Here is a 19406-nt window from a genome sequence, read left to right as displayed (position 1 = left end):
TTGCCTCCATCTCTTTTCGTCGTCTATGGTCAGGCGCCCTATTCCCCCGCTGCCGGCTCCAGGGCCGGCAAGCGCAGGTTAAGGTCACCGGCGTTCCCATCCACCTGCAGGACCTGCTCCACGGAGAGGAAGCCCTCCATTCTGGCGGTCAGCACATGATTTCCAGGACGTACCGGGGTGGTCACCGGAATGATCCCCACATACGCTCCGTCCACATACAATTCGGCCCCCACCGGGGCGTCCACATGCAGATTCACGGGCATGCGCTCCAACCGTATGGTCAGTTTCCGGTATGCCTGGTCCACCAGGACAGTCTCCTCATGGGAAGAGAACCCTTCCCTGGACACCTTCAGCACATAACTCCCATACGCCATGCTCAGGGGGACATCCGGTTCCACCCTGTTGCCGTCCAGGGTCGCCAAGGCATCCCCTGGATCCAGGGAAATCTCCAAGGTCCCCTCCTTGGTCACCGCCTCCTGCAAATCCAGGGGTGCGGTCTTCCACTCCTCCACCATGACCGTGGCGCTAAAAGGCTCCATGCCCTCTTTTACGACTTCCACCGTCCGGATTCCCGGAGTGACCGCCACCTCCATGTCCGCAGACACCGTTCCATAGGGCTTTCCGTCTATCTGCAGGTTCCCTCCCGCATAGGCGGCGGAATTTTCCAGACGGATGGTTCCATGGGCCTGCAGGACCTCCACGTACCACACCTTGTCCTGATATCCCCGCAGGAACAGGACATCCGCAGGATGCAGCCGTCCGGCCTCCAAGGGTTCCCCCCGGTAGTGCAGGATCAACTCTTTCGTATAGCTGTAACGGTCGCTTCCCAAACGTATGGTGTTGCTGCCGGCATCCACTTCCACACCCGTTTCGTCGGCACGGGTCCACGCTTTGCCGGACACCAGAAGGCTTTCCGGCACCAGCTCCCGCTCATCGTACTTAGCTTCCAGAATGTCCCCCGGTCGCAGGTCCGTCAGTGTTATGGCTTGTCCGTACGCGTTCTTCAACTCCACTTTCCCCTCCAGCTGCAGCTGCAGGGTCTTGTCATTGTCGATGTCATAGACGTCCAGCCGATTCCTTCCCACGGCATGCACCAGCACCATGCTGCGGATGGTCTTTCCCACCCCTCCCACATTTTCCTCCAGACCAGGCACCTTTGTGTCTTCCAATCCACCCGGCTTTTCCTTTCTGGATGCGATGGTGCAGGAAACCACACCCAAAAGAATGAACAACAGTACCGCCCCCAGGATTCCAAGGACAGCGTATTTCAAAAGCTGGTCCCTGCGCAATTCCCCAGGGGACTTCTTTTGAGGTTCCTCCATGCCATCCACCTCCCCTTCTCTCTTTATGGTATCCATTATAATTCTTCTACTTCGCCTTTTCAAGGTATTCTTCCTGGTCCACCAGTTCCTTGGCCATCTCCAGCAGCCCTTCCTGCCTGTTCCTTTCCGGGTCCTCCAGGACCGCCTCCAGGAGGCTCTGGAGGACCCTTCCGATGGTCTCTCCCTTGCTGATTCCGATCCGGATCAGATCTTTGCCGTTGACAGCAAGGTCCTTCAGGGAAACGCACTCTCCCCGGTGCATGATTTCCTTGTAGACCCCCAGGATGGCCTCCTGCTTCCGTTCCTCCTCCTCCCGGAATACAGGGTTCTGGGAAAGGTAGTCCGCCTTCTGCACCTCCAGAAAATCAAGGAACAGCTCCCTTCCCATCTGGTTGACGGCCTTGCGGACGGCACCTGGAACCGGCTCCACCCTCCAATCGTGGTACTGGACCAGCTTCAGGACCGCTTCCCGGGTCCGGTTGTCGAACTTCAGTCTGGACATGGCCTTCTTGGCGATCTCCAGGCTCTTGGAGACATGCTTGTAGAAATGGTCCACCCCATCCTCGTCCACCGTCTTGGTGAATCCCTTGCCGATGTCGTGGAAAAACATGGTCCACCGGAGGATATGGGTATTCTTGACGTTCTTCAGGGTCTCATAGATATGCTTGTCCACCGGATGCACATGGCGGGGATGGTTCTGTTCCATCCCCACCGTGGCCAGGAATTCCGGCAATATCACCTGCATTAGGCCCAGGTCCACCAGCTTTTCCATGTAGTGGGGGTGTTCCGAAGTGAGGATCTTGCTCAGCTCGGCATAAATCCGCTCCGCGCTGATCTTGGACATCCGGATGGCCTTCTCCCCGATGGCATGCTCCGTCTGGAGGTCGATGTCGAACCCGAACCTGGCGGAGAACCGGACGGCCCGCAGCATCCGCAAGGCATCCTCCTCAAAACGGTCCGCGGCGTTTCCCACACAGCGGATGATGCCCATCTCCAGATCTTCCCTGCCGTGGAAATAATCCACCAGCCCCATGGTGGTGTTGTACGCCATGGCATTGATGGTGAAATCCCTGCGCCGCAGGTCTTCCACCAGGTCTTCGGTGAAGAACACGTTCTTGGGTTTCCGGTGCTGCTCGTACTCGCCGTCGATCCGATAGGTCGTCACCTCGTATTGCTGCCGGTGCAGCAGGACCGTCACCGTTCCATGCTTGATTCCGGTATCGATGGTCGCCGGAAAGAGGCCCTTGACGACCTCCGGCGGAGCGGATGTCGTCAGGTCCCAGTCTTCCGGCACGATGCCCATCAGGCTGTCCCGGATGCACCCGCCCACGGCAAAGGCCTCATACCCCGCGTTGTTCAAGGTATGGATGATCCTTTGCACGTCCTCCGGCATTGCTATGTCGACTTCCTGTCCATCCCATCGTTTCATCGCACACCCCGTGCCTTTGTCATCTGAAGGACGCAACGGCCTCGATCTCAACCTTCACATCCTTGGGGAGCCTGGCCACTTCCACCGTGCTTCTGGCCGGGAATCGCTCCTTGAAGAAACTTGCGTAGACTTCGTTCATGGCCGCAAAATCGTTCATGTCCTTCAGGAAAACCGTCGTCTTCACCAGGTTGTCCAGCGTCAGACCCGCTTCCGCAAGGATGGCCTGGATGTTGGCAAAAACTTGTGCGGTCTGTTCCCCGATGGTTTCCGGAACCGCGCCCGTAGCGGGATCCACAGGAATCTGGCCCGAGGCGAAAAGCATGTCCCCCACAACTACGGCTTGTGCGTACGGTCCGATGGCGGCTGGCGCCTTGTTTGTCTGTATCGTCTTTCTTTCCATGATGTCCTCCTTTGTTATTCCGCAGCCAGGTCCCCTTTCAGGATTCTGGCCACATGGATGCCGCTGGCGGCTGCCTGGGACAGGGAATGGGTGACCCCGGAGCAGTCCCCTAGAATGAACATGCCCGGCACGCTGGTCTCCAGCCGTCCGTCCACCGCCACGTTTGAATTGTAGAACTTGACTTCCACCCCATAGAGCAGCGTGTCTTCATTGGCGGTCCCCGGCGCAATCTTGTCCAGGGCATGGATCATCTCCACGATGTCGTCCAGCTGCCTTTTGGGCAGGACCAGACTCAGGTCCCCGGGGGTCGCCGCCATGGTGGGCCTTGTGAAGCATTTCGCCATCCGCCGCTCGTTGCTCCTCCTGCCCTTCACCAGGTCTCCGAACCGCTGCATCAGCACGCCTCCCCCCAGCATGTTGCTCAGGCGGGCGATGGAGGCCCCATACTCGTTGCTGTCCTTGAAGGGTTCCGTGAACTGGTGGGAGACCAGCAGGGCGAAATTGGTGTTCTCCGTATGGAGCTCCGGATCGGCGTAGCTGTGGCCGTTCACGGTCACAATGTCCCCGTAGTTCTCCGAGACCACTTCCCCGTAGGGATTCATGCAGAAGGTGCGGACCAGGTCGTTGTATTTCTTTGTCCTGTAGACGATCTTGCTTTCATACACCTGATCCGTGATATGCTTGAAGAGAAGAGCCGGAAGCTCCACCCGGACACCGATGTCCACCCGGTTGCTGGTTGTCCTGATGCCGAAGCTCCTGCAGACCTGTTCGATCCACTTGGATCCGGTGCGTCCTGTTGCAAGGATCAGTTTCTTGCATTGGAAGGTCCCTTTCTCCGTTTCCACGGAAAAAGTCTCCCCTTCCTTCCGGATGCCGACCACCTCTGTGGAGAAACGGATTTGCATCCTGTCCTTGAGGAAGTCGTACATGTTCTGGGCGATGACCAGGTTCCTGTCCGTTCCCAGATGCCTGACCTGTGCGTCCAGCAGATGCAGGTCATGGCGCAACGCCTCCCGTTTCAGCTCGTTATCGGCTGTGGTGTACAGCTTGGCGTCCTGCCCTCCCATGGCAAGGTTGATGGCGTCCACCTGCCACATGAGTTCCATGGCCTCTTCGGCACCGATGTGCTTGTGCAGCTCTCCGCCGAAATTGTTGGTGATGTTGTACTTGCCGTCGGAAAAACCTCCGGCCCCATAGAAGCCCTCCATGATGCTGCAGCTCTTGCAGCCGCATTCCATCCGGTCCGACCCCTTTTTGGGGCATCTCCTGCGGTCCAGGGGCAATCCCTTTTCCAGCATCAGGACCTTCAGGTCCTTCCGTTCCCTTACGATTTCATAGGCGGCGAACACGCCTGCCGCTCCCGCGCCGACGATGACCAGGTCAAACATGCGGGCACCCTCTTTCTCTTATGGCCTTAGGGCCGTCACACGATTTTTGTTGTCCAGTCTTCCACATTCCAGACGTCCGTGACCCAGGATTCGTAGAACTCCGGTTCATGGCTTACCAGCAGGACGGTCCCGTTGAAGGCCTTCAGCGCCCGCTGCAACTCCTCCTTGGCGTCCGCGTCCAGATGGTTGGTGGGCTCGTCCAGCACCAGCCAGTTCACTTCCTGGAGCATCAGTTTGCAGAGGCGCACTTTGGCGTTTTCCCCTCCGCTGAGCACCCGCATGAGGCTGGTGATGTGCTCGTTCGTCAGCCCGCATTTGGCCAGGGCGGCCCTGACCTCCTGGTTGGTCATGGAGGGGTATTGCTGCCAGATTTCCTCGATGGCCGTGTTCTTGTTTTCCCTGGAGGATTCCTGCTCGAAATACCCCGGGGACAGGTAGTCCCCCAGATGGACCTTTCCGGAAACCGGCGGCAGGATGCCCAGGAGGGTCTTCAGCAGCGTGGATTTCCCCAAGCCGTTCACGCCCCGCAGGGCCACCTTCTGTCCCCGCTCCAGGACGATGTCCAGGGGCTTGGTCAGCGGCTCCCCATAACCGATGACCAGCTCTTTGGCTTCCACCACGAACCGGGAAGAGGCCCTTGCCTCCTTGAACACGAAGACCGGCTTCACCTTGTCCCGCACCTTCTCTATGATGTCCATCTTGTCCAGCTGCTTCTGGCGGCTCTTGGCCATGTTGGTGGTGGCCACCCTTGCCTTGTTCTTCGCGATGAAGGTCTCCAGCTTCTGGATCTCCTTCTGCTGCTTCTCATAGGCCTGCTGTGTCTGGTTCTTCTTCAGGTTGTACATGCGCTGGAACTGCTCGTAGTCCCCCTTGTACCTTGTTAGCTCCGCGTTTTCGATGTGGTAGATCACATTGGTCACGTCGTTCAGGAAGGGGATGTCGTGGGACACCAGGATGAAGCTGTTCTCGTAGTTCTTCAGGAAGCTCTTGAGCCACTCGATGTGCTCCACGTCCAGGTAGTTGGTGGGCTCGTCCAGGATCAGGATCATGGGGCTTTCCAGCAGCAGCTTGGTCAGCAGCACCTTGGTCCTTTGCCCTCCGGAGAGCTCAGACACGTCCTTGTCCAGGCCGATGTCCCCCAGACCCAGTCCGTTGGCCACTTCCTCGATCTTGGCATCGATCATGTAGAAGCCATGATGCTCCAGGGTGGTCTGGATTTCGCTCACGTCGTCCATCAGGGTGGCCAGCTCCTTTTCTTCCACCTCTCCCATCCGCTCGTAGATGGCCATCATTTCCAATTCCAGCTCATACATGTGCTTGAAGGCGTCCCGGAGCACATCCCGGATCCTCCGCCCCTTTTCCAGGACCGTATGCTGGTCCAGGTAGCCTGTGGTGATCCTTTTGCACCATTCCACATTCCCCGCATCCGGCATGAGCTTTCCTGTGATGATGTTCAGGAAGGTTGATTTCCCCTCTCCGTTGGCGCCCACCAGACCCACGTGCTCCCCGTTCAGCAGCCGGAAGGAGGCGTTTTCCAATATGGTTCTTCCGCCATAGTCATGGCTTACGTTTTCTACCGTCAATATGCTCATCTTCTATATCCTGCTTCTCTTTCGCCTTATACGTACATGGCCTGGATCTGGTCCTGCAGCTCGTCGTTCTCCAGGAACTCGTCGAAGTCCATCATCCTGTCCACAATGCCTGTGGGGGTGAGCTCGATGATCCTGTTGGCCACGGTCTGGATGAACTTGTGGTCATGGGAGGCCAGCAGAACGACACCCTTGAATGCGATCAGGCCGTCGTTCACCGCCTGGATGGACTCCAGGTCCAAATGGTTGGTGGGTTCGTCCAGAAGCACCACGTTGGCTCCGGACAGCATCATTTTGGACAGCATGCAACGGACCTTTTCCCCTCCGGAAAGGACGGAAGCCATCTTCAGGGCCTCGTCTCCGGAGAAGAGCATCTTGCCCAGGAATCCCCGGACAAAAGACTCGTCCTGGTCCTTGGAATACTGGCGCAGCCAATCCACCAGGTTCAAGGACACGCCATTGAAGTATTCGCTGTTGTCCTTGGGCAGGTAGCCCCTTGTGGTCGTGACTCCCCAGCTGAAGTTGCCTGCGTCGGGTTCCATTTCCCCCATGAGGATCTTGAACAGGGCGGTCCGCGCGGCCTCGTTGTTGCTCAGGAACACGACCTTGTCCCCTTTCCCCAGGGTGAAGGTGACGTTGTGCAGGACCTTCACGCCGTCGATGGTCTTTTCCAGACCCTCCACCCGCAGGATGTCCTTGCCCAGTTCCCGTTCCGGTGTGAATCCCACGAAAGGATACCTTCTGGAGGAGGGGCGGATGTCCTCCACCTTGATCTTGTCCAGCATTTTTTTTCTGGAGGTCGCCTGTCTGGCCTTGGACGCGTTGGAGCTGAAGCGGGCGATGAAGCTCTTGAGTTCCTCGATCTTTTCTTCCGCCTTCTTGTTCTTGTCGTTGATCATGCGCAGCATCAGCTGGCTGGACTGGTACCAGAAATCGTAATTGCCCACATACAGGTTGGCCTTGCCGAAGTCGATGTCTACAATATGGGTGCACACGTTGTTCAGGAAATGCCGGTCATGGGAAACCACGATGACCGTGTTCTCGTAGTCCATCAGGAATTCCTCCAGCCACATGATGGCTTTGAAGTCCAGATGGTTGGTGGGCTCGTCCAGAAGGAGGATGTGGGGATTTCCGAACAGGGCTTGGGCCAGGAGCACCTTGACCTTGTCCCCGCCGGAAAGCTCCTTCATTTTCTTCTGGTGCAACTCTTTCCCGATCTTCAGGCCACCCAGCAGCTTTTCGGCATCATACTCCGCATCCCAGCCGTTCAGGTCAGCGAATTCCGCTTCCAGTTCCGCAGACCGGTGGCCATCCTCTTCCGTGAACTCCTCCTTGGCGTAGATGGCGTCCTTCTCCTGCATGATGGCATGGAGTCTGGCGTGACCCATGATCACTGTTGCCAAGACCGTTTCCTCGTCGTATTGGTAATGGTCCTGTTTCAGGACCGCAACCCGTTCTCCCGGAGTCACGGCGATGTCGCCCGAATTGGGTTCGATCTCACCGGACAGGATCTTGAGGAAAGTGGACTTTCCCGAGCCGTTGGCGCCGATCACGCCGTAGCAGTTTCCATGGGTGAACTTGATGTTCACGTCTTTAAACAGCTTCTTGTCGCTGAAGCTCAAACTGACATTATTTGCACTAATCAAAATGATTCCTCCTGATCTCTAATACGACTTGCCCCAATAAACCATTTTTTGGGCAGCCTTTCCGCAACATACGCAGGTGTCCGATACGCGCTCCTGTTCGAAGGGCATGCACCTGGCAGTGGCACTGGTCTTTTCCTTGATTTCATCCTCACAGGCCTGGTCGCCGCACCACATGGCCTTGATGAAGCCGGGGGTCTCTTCCAGGATTCTGGTGAACTCCGCCATGTCCTTGGCGATGTAGGTATGGGAATCCCTGTGGGCCCTGGCCTTTTCCAGAAGGTTCTTCTGGATGGCGCCCAGCAGCTCCTCCACCGAAGCCTCGATGCCGTCCAGGGATACGATCGATTTTTCCCCTGTGTCCCTGCGCACCAGCACGGCCTGGTTGGCTTCGATGTCCTTGGGACCGATCTCCAGACGGACCGGCACACCCTTCATCTCGTGTTCCGCGAATTTCCAACCCGGACTCTTGTCCGAATCGTCCACCCGCACCCGGGACGCCTTTTCCAGACGGCCTTTCAGTTCCGCGGCCTTCTCCAGGACGCCCTCCTTGTGCTGCATGATGGGTACGATGACCACCTCCACCGGTGCGATGGCGGGCGGAAGCACCAGTCCCGAATCATCCCCGTGGACCATGATCACCGCTCCAATCAGGCGGGTGGTCATGCCCCAGGAGGTCTGGTGCACATACTGCAGCTTGTTTTCCTTGTCTGTATATTGGATTTCAAAGGCCTTGGCGAAGCCGTCCCCGAAATTGTGGGTGGTGCCCGACTGCAGTGCTTTCCCGTCGTGCATCAGGCTCTCGATGGTATAGGTGGACTGGGCGCCGGCGAACTTTTCCTTCTCCGTCTTTTTGCCCTTCACCATGGGGATCGCCAGCACGTTCTCACAGAAATCCGCATAGACGTTCAGCATCCGGATGGTTTCCTCTTGCGCCTCTTCATGGGTGGCATGGGCCGTATGCCCCTCCTGCCACAGGAACTCCAGGCTGCGCAGGAACGGGCGGGTGGTCTTCTCCCAGCGCACTACCGAACACCACTGGTTGTAGAGCTTCGGGAGGTCCCTGTAGGACTGGATGTTGTTGGAGTAGAACTCGCAGAAGAGGGTCTCGGAGGTGGGCCGCACGCAAAGCCTCTCCGCCAATTTTTCCTGCCCTCCGTGGGTTACCCACGCCACCTCCGGGGCGAAGCCCTCCACATGGTCCTTCTCCTTCTGCAGGAGGCTTTCCGGTATGAACAAGGGCATGTACACGTTCTCATGACCCGTCTCCTTGAACCGCCTGTCCAGGTCCTTCTGGATCAACTCCCAGATGGCATACCCATAGGCCTTGATGATCATGCAGCCCCGGACGCTGGAATAGTCGATCAGCTCCGCCTTTTTCACCACATCCGTATACCATTGCGCAAAGTCCACGTCCATGGAGGTGATCGCCTCCACCAATTTCTTCTCTTTTGCCATTTCATTAACTCCTTCGCTCTATGAATTTGAGAACCGATTGAGAAAAGCATATTCCAGGGAAGTTTTGTCCCAAACAAGCTTGGACGAACTTACCTAGTGTACATTGAAAACACGAATGAAGCGTGCAGCGCACGCTTCTTCAATTCCTAAGGACATCCAGGATCTTCCGCACCAGGAAGAGCCCCAGGCCCACCGCCGACAGCAACACCAGAGGCAGCAGCAATGCCTGCAGCAAGGGGATTCCAAATTGGATGTGGACCACATTCTTGACAATCCCCAGGTTGACTCCCGTGGCGAAGGCCATGAGCACGGAGAAGGCCGCAAATGCGCCGTTGCACACAGCCAGCTGTTTCAGATAGCCTTCCCGCCGCAGGCCTGCCAAGGCATGGATGCCAATCCCCAGGAAGACCAGGATTCCGATCAGGCGGACCCATGGGGGCAACAGTCCCCCACCCAGGTCCACCCCCCCCAACTCCAGCATTTTCCGCATGGGTTGGCTGAATGCAGGTTCCATTCCCATAAGAAGGAACATCCCATAGACCGCCACATTGGGCAGCAGCACCAGCACAAGGAAGAAGCCGGTCACCAGGTCGCCGATGTACTTCACAACACCGAAGACCAGCCCCGCCAGACCTGCCGCAAGGCCGATGGCCAGCAGGATCCGCACAAGTTTCCTGGCAGAGGCCACCCCGTCGCCGAAGTGCCGTCCATAATTCAAGGCGATGACCACCTGGATGAAGAAGGCGGCCACCATGGTCGTCATCGCGTTCTGCCAGGAGAAGAAATCCACCCGGACGGACAGAAGTGTCCCTCCCGCACCCCAGGACAGCAGGGAGAGCAGCACGCTGAACGTGAGGGAGGATACCACATAATGGCCCAGGTTCCTGGCATCCAACCCTTCCCGCGCGTTGTCTTCCCTGTCCGCCAGCCAGAAGGAAACAAACGGTATGACCGCAAAGACCAGAAGGCCGATCTTGAAATCCCCCGACATGTTGTACATGGAGAGATTCTGGATGATGGCCGCCACCCGCAGGATGGAAGCCGCCCCGGCCTGGAAGTGGTCGCTCAGGACCCCCTGGAGCAGCACGCTGATCTCATCCATCACCGCCAGATTGACCACCACCGACAACACCAGGGAAATCGCATAGCTTGTCAAAAACGCCACAAGCCCGACATGGAGCCCTTCCTTCAATACTTTCCCATTGATCCGCATCCTATGTCCCCACCTTTCCGGACCCTAGCGGGTCCCTGTCATGGAGACGACGTCCACAAGCGTTCCATCCATGACCTGGAATTTGCAGGGTTCCTCCTGCGCGAGGGTGCTGGTCAGGTTCGTCCGGATGAACAGGGCATCGATTCCGGCATTGTTGGCGCCCTTGATGTCCATGGAATATTCGTTCCCCACCACCAAGGTTTCCTTCTTCTTCAGGCCCTCCTCCTGAAGAAGCTTGTTGAAGATGGTTTCGCTGGGCTTGCAGACCCCATAGTCGGAGGAGCAGTAGATTCCGTCGAAGAACTGCTCGATCCCCAGCAGCTTCAGTTCCGGCTGCACGAACTTGGATTGTGCGTTCGTCAGAAGGTACAGCTTCTTCCCCTTGTCGCGGAGCAGCTGCAGCGCCTCCCCGACACCTTCGTAAAGGCCAATCTTCTCGGTCGTCAGCATGCGGAAGACCCTGGCCGCTTCCCTGGCCACCTTCTTCTTCGGCTGCACCTCTTTTACCTTGAACAATTTATAGAACACATCCTCGATGTCGATTTCCGGGTGTTTGCTTTTCTTGTTCGACTCCAGGAATTTCTTGACTGTTTTCTCGTACACTTCCCGCATCTCTTCGGGATTGTACACCGCCCCGAAGTAGCCGTAGTAGAGCGACATCTTTTCCCAAACCTTGGGTTTTTCCTCATTGGTTTTTATGTCCACCAATGTGCCGTAAAAACTGAACACGTAGTTTTGATACATACTGACCTCCATCGCAGCTCACGCCCGGCCTTGCCGGGCTTCCTATGTCCGCACCTCTCACAAGTATCTCATATTTTTCCTGCAGACTCAAGATTTTTATTCCTGCCCTTCAAGAAAAAAGGCAACGGCCTTCCTTCCCTGGCCGTTGCCTTGCTGCAGTCTCTTTATCTGAAAAGCGTGGACACCGAAGCGTTGTTGTGGATCCGGTAGATGGCGTCCGCCAGAATATCCGCCACTGTCAGCTGCTTGATCTTGGGGATCTGCTTCTCCTTCTCCAGCTTGATGGTGTCCAGCACCAGAAGCTCTTCGATGGCGGAGTCCTGGATCCTCTGGATGGCCGGTCCCGAGAGGACCGGGTGGGTGCAGCATGCCAGGACGCTCACAGCCCCCTTCTCCTTCAACGCATTGGCGGCATTGCAGATGGTGCCGGCGGTATCGATCATGTCGTCCACCAGGATGACGTTCTTGCCCTTCACTTCCCCGATGATGTGCATGACCTCGCTCACGTTGTCTTCCGGCCTGCGCTTGTCGATGATGGCCATGGGAACGTCGATGAACTCCGCGAACTGCCTTGTCCTCTTTACCGATCCGATGTCCGGGGACACCACCACATAACTGTCCTTGTCGTATCCGACCTTTTCCTGGTAGTATTTCACCAGAAGGGGGTTGCCGATCATATGGTCCACGGGAATGGTGAAGAATCCCTGGATCTGGGCGGAATGGAGGTCCATGGTCAACACCCTGTCCGCTCCCGCGGTCTGGATCAGGTCCGCTACCATCCTTGCGCTGATGGGGTCCCGGGCCCTTGCCTTGCGGTCCTGTCTGGCGTACCCATAATAGGGCATCACCGCCGTGATCCTGCCGGCGGAGGCTCTCCGCAATGCGTCGATCATGATCAGAAGCTCCATCAGGTTGTCATTCACGGGGCTGGATGTGGACTGGACGATGTAGCAGTCCACTCCCCTTACCATCTCGTTGATTTTCACATAGGTTTCACCATCGCTGAACTGTCCCACTTCCGACTTGGACAATTCCATTCCAAGGGCCTTGGCGATGGACTCCGCCAGTTCCCGATTGGAATTGCATGCGAAAATCTTGATCCCCTCCGTGTTCTTGATCGTACTTGTCATCTCGAATCCTCCTGGTTTTCAACTTTTTCATTGATTGCCTTGTACTTCTGCACCCATCCCTCTTTATTCGTTTGCTTGGCTCTGGCAATTCCCAGTGCATTTTCCGGCACGTCCATGGTGATGGTAGATCCGGCTGCCGTATAGGCATTTTTCTCTATGTGCACGGGGGAGATCAGGTTCGTGTTGCAACCGATGAAAGCCCCGTCCTCGATGACAGACCGATGTTTGTGGTAACCGTCGTAATTCACCACTACGGTTCCACAGCCGAAATTTATGTCTTTCCCCACATCCGCATCCCCGATGTAGGTCAGGTGGGACACCTTGGTGCCGTCTCCGATGACGGCGTTCTTGATTTCCACGAAGTCTCCGATCTTGATCCGGTCCCCCAGGGTGGAGTTGGGCCGTATGTAGGCAAAGGGCCCCACATGGTTTCCCTCTCCCATGGAGCTGTCCAGGATGACAGACTGGACGATTTCATTGTTCCTGCCGATGCGTGTCCCCTCGATCCTGGAATGGGATCCGATCACGCTGCCGCTTCCGACGAAGCATTTTCCTTCCATCCAGACCCCCGGATAGACCGTCACATCGTTTTCGAACACCACATCCTTGCCGATGAAGGTCGTCTCCGGAGACAGGATGGTCACTCCCGCCTCCATCCAGCAGGTGTTTATCCTCTTCTGGAGGATGCCTGTGGCTTCCGCCAGCTGCACCCTGGAGTTCACTCCCAGCACTTCATCGCTACATTCCACGGGGGCGGCGCCCACCTTGCCTCCCGCTTCCTTCAGGATGGCCAGCGTATCCGGCAGATAATATTCCCCCTGTACGTTGTGGGGAGTGATTTTCTGCAGCGCACTGCCCAGGGCTTTGGCTTCAAAGCAGTACATGCCGGAATTGATCTCCTTGGAGGTCCTTTCCGTTTCGTTGGCGTCCTTATGCTCCACGCTCTTCACAAAGGTTCCGTCCCCACCCCGGATGATCCGTCCATAGCCGGTGGGGTCGTCCACATGGGTGGAGAGGACGGTTGCCTGGTTGCCTTCTTCCTGGTGGGTACGCACCAGGGACGCCAGGGTGTCGCCTCCAATCAAGGGCGTATCGCCGAAAAGGATCAGGACCTGCCCTTCCTCTCCGATGAAGTCCCCCGCCTGCATCACCGCATGGCCCGTACCCAGTTGCTGCTCCTGGACCGCAAACACCACATTCGTGCGGCCCGTCTTCTCCACATGGGAAACGACCATGTCCCCCTTGTGTCCAACCACGATGCAGACCTCTTGGGCACCCGCTTCTTCCGCCGCTTCCAACACATAATCCAGCATGGTCCGGTCCAGAACCTTGTGCAGGACCTTCGGCACTTCCGACTTCATCCGGGTTCCGGCACCCGCTGCCAGTATGACTGCTTTGATTTTATGCATATTGTATACACCTCTCATTCAATTCCTCATTGTACAATAGAATCCCTTCAGAATCAACCACAAATGTGGATTCCAGTCAAAAAAAACACTCCTATAAATGACCCACCCATAGAAGTGCTTTTCCTCTTGTCAACCGTCGTATTCCATCCCTTCTTCAAAAGGCTGGTCTTCCAACTGGATTGCCTCGTATTTGTCTAAAATGATCTTTTGCAGGCGGTCCCTTGTTTCCGAGTTGATCGGATGGGCGATGTCCCTAAATTCCCCATCCAGGGCTTTTCTGCTTGGCATGGCTATGAACAATCCTTTTTCACCTTCGATGACCTTGATATCATGGATGACAAACTCATTGTCAAAGGTTATGGAGACAACCGCCTTCATCTTGCCTTCCTTGGCAACTTTCCGTACACGTACGTCTGTAATTTCCATAGTGCCTGCCCCTTTCTGTCAAACCTGGGTCCCTCTTTAATACTATTATTATAGTCCTTCCCCACACAACTTTCAATGATTATTTCAATTGTCTGATGTCCGCAGGGGCGCCCGCCAATTTTCAAACATCACCCCGTGTACTGTTCTTTTTGGGAGACAACTCGAATGTCCCCCTGTCCGCTGGTGATGTAGACGCTTCCGTCCGATATCCGGCTCTTGCTGTCCACGATGCAGTTCTCCACGATGCAGTTCTCCCCGATATAGGCGCCGTCCATGATGATGGAGTTGCGCACGACGCTGTTCCTGCCCACGAACACCTTCCTGAAGAGCACGGAATCGTCCACTTGCCCGTTGATGATGCATCCGCTGGAGCAGAGGCTGTTGGACAGCCGGGATCCCTGGTTGAATTTTGCCGGAGGCTCGTCCTCCACCTTGGTCATGATGGTGGGATACTCCCGGAAGAACTTGTCCCTGTTCTCCCTCTTCAGGAAATCCATGTTGACCTGGTAGTAGGAGGGAAGGCTGGCGATGCTGGACCAGTAGTCGTCATGCAGGTAGGCGTAGATCCTTTTCTGCTTCCTGTATCGGATGATCACGTCGCTGACGAAATCGTAACGCTCCTCCTTTGCGCAGGCTTCGATCAGCTCGATCAACAGCCGCCTGCGTATGATGTAGATGCCTGTGGACACGATGTCTCCTTTGGGGTCCACCGGCTTCTCCTCGAACTCCACGATGCGGTTGTCCTCGTCCACCTCCACCATGCCGTACCGGTGGAGCTCCTGCTCCATCCTGGCGCAAACGATGGTGATGTCCGCCCGTTTTTCCACATGGTACTCCAGAACCCTGTTGAAGTCGATCTTGCACACCGCATCCCCCTGGGCCACGATGGCGTAGGGCTCATGGCTGTCCTTCAGATAGGAGAGGTTCTGGTGGATGGCATCCGCCGTCCCCCGGTACCATAGGCTGGAATCCCTGGTGATGTAGGGCGTGAACACGTAGAGTCCTCCATGCTTCCGTCCGAAATCCCACCACTTGGAGGAACTCAGGTGCTCGATGAGGGACCGCGAATTGTATTGCGTGACCACCGCCACCTTGCTGATGCCGGAGTTCATCATGTTGCTCAGGGAGAAGTCGATGGCCCGGTAGCTGCCCGCAATGGGCATGGCTGCCACCGCCCGCTTGTAGGTCAGTTCCCGCAGCCGTTCGTTTTTCCCGCCTGCCAGGATGATTCCCAACGCCCTCATTGCTCCACCTCCTCTTTGATCCTGTTGCTGCCGCTTTCCAGCCTGCCTTCCGGAAAATCCTCCGGAACCAGCTGCCCGTAAAGGGCGCAGTTCTTGCCGATGGAAACGCCGTCGGGTACGGAGGAATTCTCTCCCACCACGGTGATGTCGGACACATAGATCTGGGGGTATTCCCCGTTGGTCCTGAATTCCCCCTCCCCCATCCGGACCCCTTTTCCGATGCAGGTGTTCTCTCCGATGATGGATTTGTCGATCCGGGTACCTTCCCCGACGGTCACGCCGCTCATCAGGATGGAATCCCGCACCACCGCTCCGGCCTCCACGATCACGCCGGAACCGATGACGCAGTTGTAGATGCTGCCGTAGATTTCCGTCCCTTCGCCCAGGATGCACTTTTCGATGTAGGAGCCTGGTGCGATGTACTGGGGCGGAAGGATCTCGTTCTTGGTGTAGATCTTCCAGTAGGCCTCGTACAGGTTGAAGTCCGGAACCAATCCGACAAGTTCCAGGTTGGTCTCCCAGTAGGCGTCCAGCGTTCCCACATCCCTCCAAAACCCTTCGTACTGGTAGGCGAACAGCCGGTACTTCTGTTCGATCAGGTAGGGGATGATGTGCTTCCCGAAGTCGCTGTCGTCATGGTTGGCCTCGCTCAGGACAAGGGCTTCCCGCAGCGCCTTCCATTTGAAGATGTAGATGCCCATGGAGGCCATCCGGCTCTTGGGCTCCTTGGGCTTCTCCTCGAAGGCGACGATCCTGTTCTCCTCGTCCGTGTTGATGATCCCGAAACGGGAGGCCTCCTCCGGCTCCACCTGTATGACAGCGATGGTGCAGTCCGCATTCCTCTTCTTGTGGTAGTTGAGCATCATCTCGTAGTCCATCTTGTAGATGTGGTCTCCGGACAGGATCAGGACATATTCCGGATTGTAATAGGCCACGTAAGGGATGTTCTGGTAGACCGCATTGGCCGTTCCCGTATACCAGGTGTTGGACTCCTTGCTCACATAGGGGGGCAGGATGGCCACGCCCCCATAGCTCTTGTCCAGGTCCCAAGGGATTCCGATGCCGATGTGCCTGTTCAACTGCAAGGGCTGGTATTGGGTCACCACTCCAACGGTGTCGATGCCTGAATTGATGCAGTTGCTGAGTGCGAAATCGATGATTTTGTATTTGCCGGCAAAGGAAACGGCAGGTTTGGCCAGGTGGGTCGTCAATACTCCCAGCCTGCTTCCCTGTCCCCCCGCCAGGAGCATGGCGATTATCTCTTTTTTCTTCATGACGCAGCCTCCTTGTAGGACCTTGTGATACGATGCTTTGTCGCCATTATATCAAATTTGCATAGGTTTATCCAGAATTCTCACATTTTTTTAGGAATAATCTGTATGGTTTCCTTTTCCTCGTCCACACTTTGGAATTCCACCAGACAGTAGTAGTCGTTGATGAGCTTCTTTTCCGGCTCCCGGGTGGCCATGACCACGGCCACGCCCACCACGGTGGTGTCGAACTCCTTCATCAGGTCCATGATTCCCTTGGCCGTCCCACCGGCCTTCATGAAATCATCCACCAGCAGCACACGGGAACCCCGCCGGATGGATTTGATGGGCAGAGCCATGGTGTGGATGTTCCGGTTGGAACCCGTCACATAGTTCATCTGCATGGTGGTCCCCTCTGTCAGCCTGGCCGACTTCCGCACCACAGCGATGGGCTTGTTCAGGAGTTCCGCGATGACCATGGCCAGGGGCACCCCTTTCGTCTCGATGGTGACCACATAATCCACCTGCTCGTTGCAGAAACGGGTCACGATGCACCGTGCCATGCTCTGCAGGATCCTTGGGGTGTAGAAGATGTCGTTCATGTACACGTATCCCCCGGGAATCACCCTGCTGTACTCGTTCAATCTCCGGCAGATGTCTTCCTGCACCTCTTGGACCTGGGAGGGGGTCAGCACGGGGGAATAGTAGATGCCCCCTGCGGCTCCCGGAAGGGAGACAACCTTCCCAAGCCCCTCCTCCTCGAAGAGCCTTCCAATCCCATCGATGTCTTCGCTCAATGTGGATTTGGCGCAATGGAACATTTCCGAAAATTGCTGCAGCGTATGTATTTCCGAAGGGTTTTCCACCAGTTTTTTCGTGATGATGGCAATCCTCTCCGCTTTTGACCTTTTTTTCTCCATGCTTGTTCACCCGGACTCTTTCTCGTTATATGCCTAATTATACACCAATAGTTCGAATGTTATAAGGTGATTCCAAAAAAATATTCGGATTTTTTCTCCCCATTGCCCCTGCTTTTTTCATGGGATTTATTGTATAATGGACAAAGATCCATATTCACCGCAAAGGAGACCATCTATGTATAAAATCGATTTGTTTACACCCATACATGTCCATTTCATCGGCATCGGAGGCATCAGCATGAGCGGACTGGCCCAAATCCTCCTGGGGAGGGGATTCCAGGTCAGCGGCTCAGACATGACCCGTTCCAAAACCACAGACCATCTCCAGGAACTGGGGGCGCTGGTGCGGATTGGACACAGGACCTCCAACATCCACCGGGGGCTGGACCTGGTGGTCTATACGGCCGCCATCGCCATGGACAACGCAGAGCTCGCCGCAGCGCTGGAACTGGGGATTCCCGCCATCGACCGGGCGGAGCTGCTGGGTCAGCTGATGGACCAGTACGAACAGGCCATCGCCGTTTCCGGTACCCACGGAAAGACCACCACCACTTCCATGATTTCCCAGATCCTCCTGGCCGCCCAAAAGGATCCGACCATCTCCGTGGGCGCCATGCTGCAGTCCATCGGCGGCAACATCCGGGTGGGGCGATCCGGCTATTTCATCACGGAAGCCTGCGAATACCACAACAGCTTCCTGAAATTCAATCCTCGGATCGCCATCATCCTGAATGTGGAGGAAGACCATCTGGATTTCTTTGCCGGCCTGGAGGAAATCCGCGCCTCCTTCCACAACTTCGCCCACCGGCTGCCTCCGGACGGCCATCTGGTCATCAACAGCAGCATCCCGGACTACGGCGCCATCGCTGAGCCGCGGCAATACTCCCTGACCACCTTCGGCAACAGGGAGGAGGACACCTACAGTTTCCGCAACCCCGTCTACGACGCCTTGGGCTGCGCAACCTTCGACCTCTACCACCTGGGAAGCTTCCTGGCCCCCATCCGACTGCATGTGCCGGGGGAGCACAACATCTACAACTCCCTTTCCGCCATCGCCACCGCCCGTATCCTGGACATCGACCTGCAGACCATCCAGGAAGGCTTGGAGGCTTTCCGCGGCGCGGACCGCCGTTTCGAATACAAGGGTTCCCTGATGGGGGTCACCGTGGTGGACGACTACGCCCACCATCCCACGGAAATCCTGGGCACCCTGGCCGCGGCCGGACGCATGGAGCACAAACACCTGTGGGTTGTCTTCCAACCCCACACCTATTCCCGCACCAAGCTGCTGTTCGAGGATTTCGTCTCGGCCCTGTCCAAGGCGGAGAATCTGATCGTCACCGACATATACGCGGCCCGGGAAGCCAATCCCGGAAACATCCATGCCAAGGACCTGGTGGCCCGGATCCGGGAGGTCAATCCCAACTGCCATTATCTGGAATCCTTCGACGACATCGAGGCCTTTCTTCTGGCCAACTGTGTCCCAGGGGATCTGTTGATAACCATGGGCGCCGGAAACGTATATTTAATAGGAGAGGATTTGTTGCGGGGATAGTTTTCCACAATGTCCACAGGTTTGTGCACATGCCCATGCGGATGGAAACCCACACCCCTCCGGTTTACATAACGTCTCCCTTCGGGCTCCAGGAATTTCCGCAACCTTCGGTGTTTCCATTGGATTCTCTGGTTTCCAGGTGCCTCTGCAGAAATTATGTTCGGTTGTTATCCACATTCTCCACAGGTTTATCAACAGTTTTCAACAAGATTCTCTTAGATCGGTGGAAAAACGGGGATTTTTCAGATAAATCGGATTAGTTTTGTTTTCCTTCCTTTTATGCTAT

The 19406-nt window shown here is 56.4% G+C and carries 16 protein-coding genes; 1 reads left to right on the top strand and 15 read right to left on the bottom strand.

Annotation, left to right across the window (positions count from 1 at the left end; all coding sequences use genetic code 11):
* Window positions 1-38: 38 nt before the first annotated feature.
* The 15 genes from GXN74_RS03185 to purR form a co-directional block, all read right to left on the bottom strand.
* On the bottom strand, window positions 39-1322 hold the full coding sequence (locus GXN74_RS03185; protein ID WP_162369474.1) for a PEGA domain-containing protein: 1284 nt from the start codon (window positions 1320-1322) through the stop codon (window positions 39-41).
* 46 nt (window positions 1323-1368) lie between these two features.
* On the bottom strand, window positions 1369-2751 hold the full coding sequence (locus GXN74_RS03180; RefSeq protein ID WP_162369473.1) for a CCA tRNA nucleotidyltransferase: 1383 nt from the start codon (window positions 2749-2751) through the stop codon (window positions 1369-1371).
* A 19-nt stretch (window positions 2752-2770) separates the two neighbouring features.
* Window positions 2771-3151: a RidA family protein gene (locus GXN74_RS03175; protein WP_162369472.1), complete on the bottom strand. Its 381-nt coding sequence runs from the start codon at window positions 3149-3151 to the stop codon at window positions 2771-2773.
* Between the two features lie 14 nt (window positions 3152-3165).
* Complete coding sequence (locus GXN74_RS03170) at window positions 3166-4539, bottom strand: NAD(P)/FAD-dependent oxidoreductase (protein WP_162369471.1); 1374 nt, start codon at window positions 4537-4539, stop codon at window positions 3166-3168.
* A gap of 35 nt (window positions 4540-4574) precedes the next feature.
* Window positions 4575-6131: an ABC-F family ATP-binding cassette domain-containing protein gene (locus GXN74_RS03165; protein ID WP_162369470.1), complete on the bottom strand. Its 1557-nt coding sequence runs from the start codon at window positions 6129-6131 to the stop codon at window positions 4575-4577.
* A 26-nt stretch (window positions 6132-6157) separates the two neighbouring features.
* Entirely contained in the window at window positions 6158-7774 is a 1617-nt protein-coding gene (locus GXN74_RS03160) for an ABC-F family ATP-binding cassette domain-containing protein (RefSeq protein WP_162369469.1), read from the bottom strand.
* Window positions 7775-7792: 18 nt separating this feature from the next.
* The gene (gene proS, locus GXN74_RS03155) at window positions 7793-9229 is read right to left on the bottom strand and encodes a proline--tRNA ligase (protein ID WP_162369468.1); all 1437 of its coding nucleotides are present in this window, start codon (window positions 9227-9229) and stop codon (window positions 7793-7795) included.
* A gap of 139 nt (window positions 9230-9368) precedes the next feature.
* A complete protein-coding gene (locus GXN74_RS03150) occupies window positions 9369-10442 on the bottom strand; it encodes a hypothetical protein (protein WP_162369467.1) in 1074 nt (357 codons plus the stop codon).
* Between the two features lie 24 nt (window positions 10443-10466).
* Window positions 10467-11186, bottom strand: coding sequence for an HAD family hydrolase (locus tag GXN74_RS03145; protein WP_162369466.1), 720 nt, complete (start codon window positions 11184-11186; stop codon window positions 10467-10469).
* Between the two features lie 164 nt (window positions 11187-11350).
* Window positions 11351-12316, bottom strand: coding sequence for a ribose-phosphate diphosphokinase (locus GXN74_RS03140; RefSeq protein ID WP_162369465.1), 966 nt, complete (start codon window positions 12314-12316; stop codon window positions 11351-11353).
* The gene (gene glmU / locus GXN74_RS03135) at window positions 12313-13725 is read right to left on the bottom strand and encodes a bifunctional UDP-N-acetylglucosamine diphosphorylase/glucosamine-1-phosphate N-acetyltransferase GlmU (protein WP_162369464.1); all 1413 of its coding nucleotides are present in this window, start codon (window positions 13723-13725) and stop codon (window positions 12313-12315) included. The genes GXN74_RS03140 and glmU overlap by 4 nt, the downstream gene beginning before the upstream one ends.
* Before the next feature lie 129 nt (window positions 13726-13854).
* Window positions 13855-14151, bottom strand: a complete 297-nt coding sequence (gene spoVG, locus GXN74_RS03130; protein ID WP_162369463.1) for a septation regulator SpoVG — start codon at window positions 14149-14151, stop codon at window positions 13855-13857.
* Window positions 14152-14279: 128 nt separating this feature from the next.
* The gene (gene glgD / locus GXN74_RS03125; protein ID WP_162369462.1) at window positions 14280-15395 is read right to left on the bottom strand and encodes a glucose-1-phosphate adenylyltransferase subunit GlgD; all 1116 of its coding nucleotides are present in this window, start codon (window positions 15393-15395) and stop codon (window positions 14280-14282) included.
* Entirely contained in the window at window positions 15392-16669 is a 1278-nt protein-coding gene (locus GXN74_RS03120) for a glucose-1-phosphate adenylyltransferase (protein WP_162369461.1), read from the bottom strand. The genes glgD and GXN74_RS03120 overlap by 4 nt, the downstream gene beginning before the upstream one ends.
* An 80-nt stretch (window positions 16670-16749) precedes the next feature.
* Entirely contained in the window at window positions 16750-17565 is an 816-nt protein-coding gene (gene purR / locus GXN74_RS03115; protein WP_162369460.1) for a pur operon repressor, read from the bottom strand.
* A gap of 175 nt (window positions 17566-17740) precedes the next feature.
* Between purR and murC the strand changes: the two genes are divergently transcribed.
* Complete coding sequence (gene murC, locus GXN74_RS03110; RefSeq protein ID WP_162369459.1) at window positions 17741-19120, top strand: UDP-N-acetylmuramate--L-alanine ligase; 1380 nt, start codon at window positions 17741-17743, stop codon at window positions 19118-19120.
* Window positions 19121-19406 lie beyond the last annotated feature (286 nt).

The organism is Anaerotalea alkaliphila, from assembly GCF_010179735.1.
GTDB lineage: Bacteria > Bacillota > Clostridia > Lachnospirales > Vallitaleaceae > Anaerotalea > Anaerotalea alkaliphila.
The sequence above is the reverse complement of the archived record's forward strand: the minus strand, read 5'-3'. Positions and strand labels throughout refer to the sequence as shown.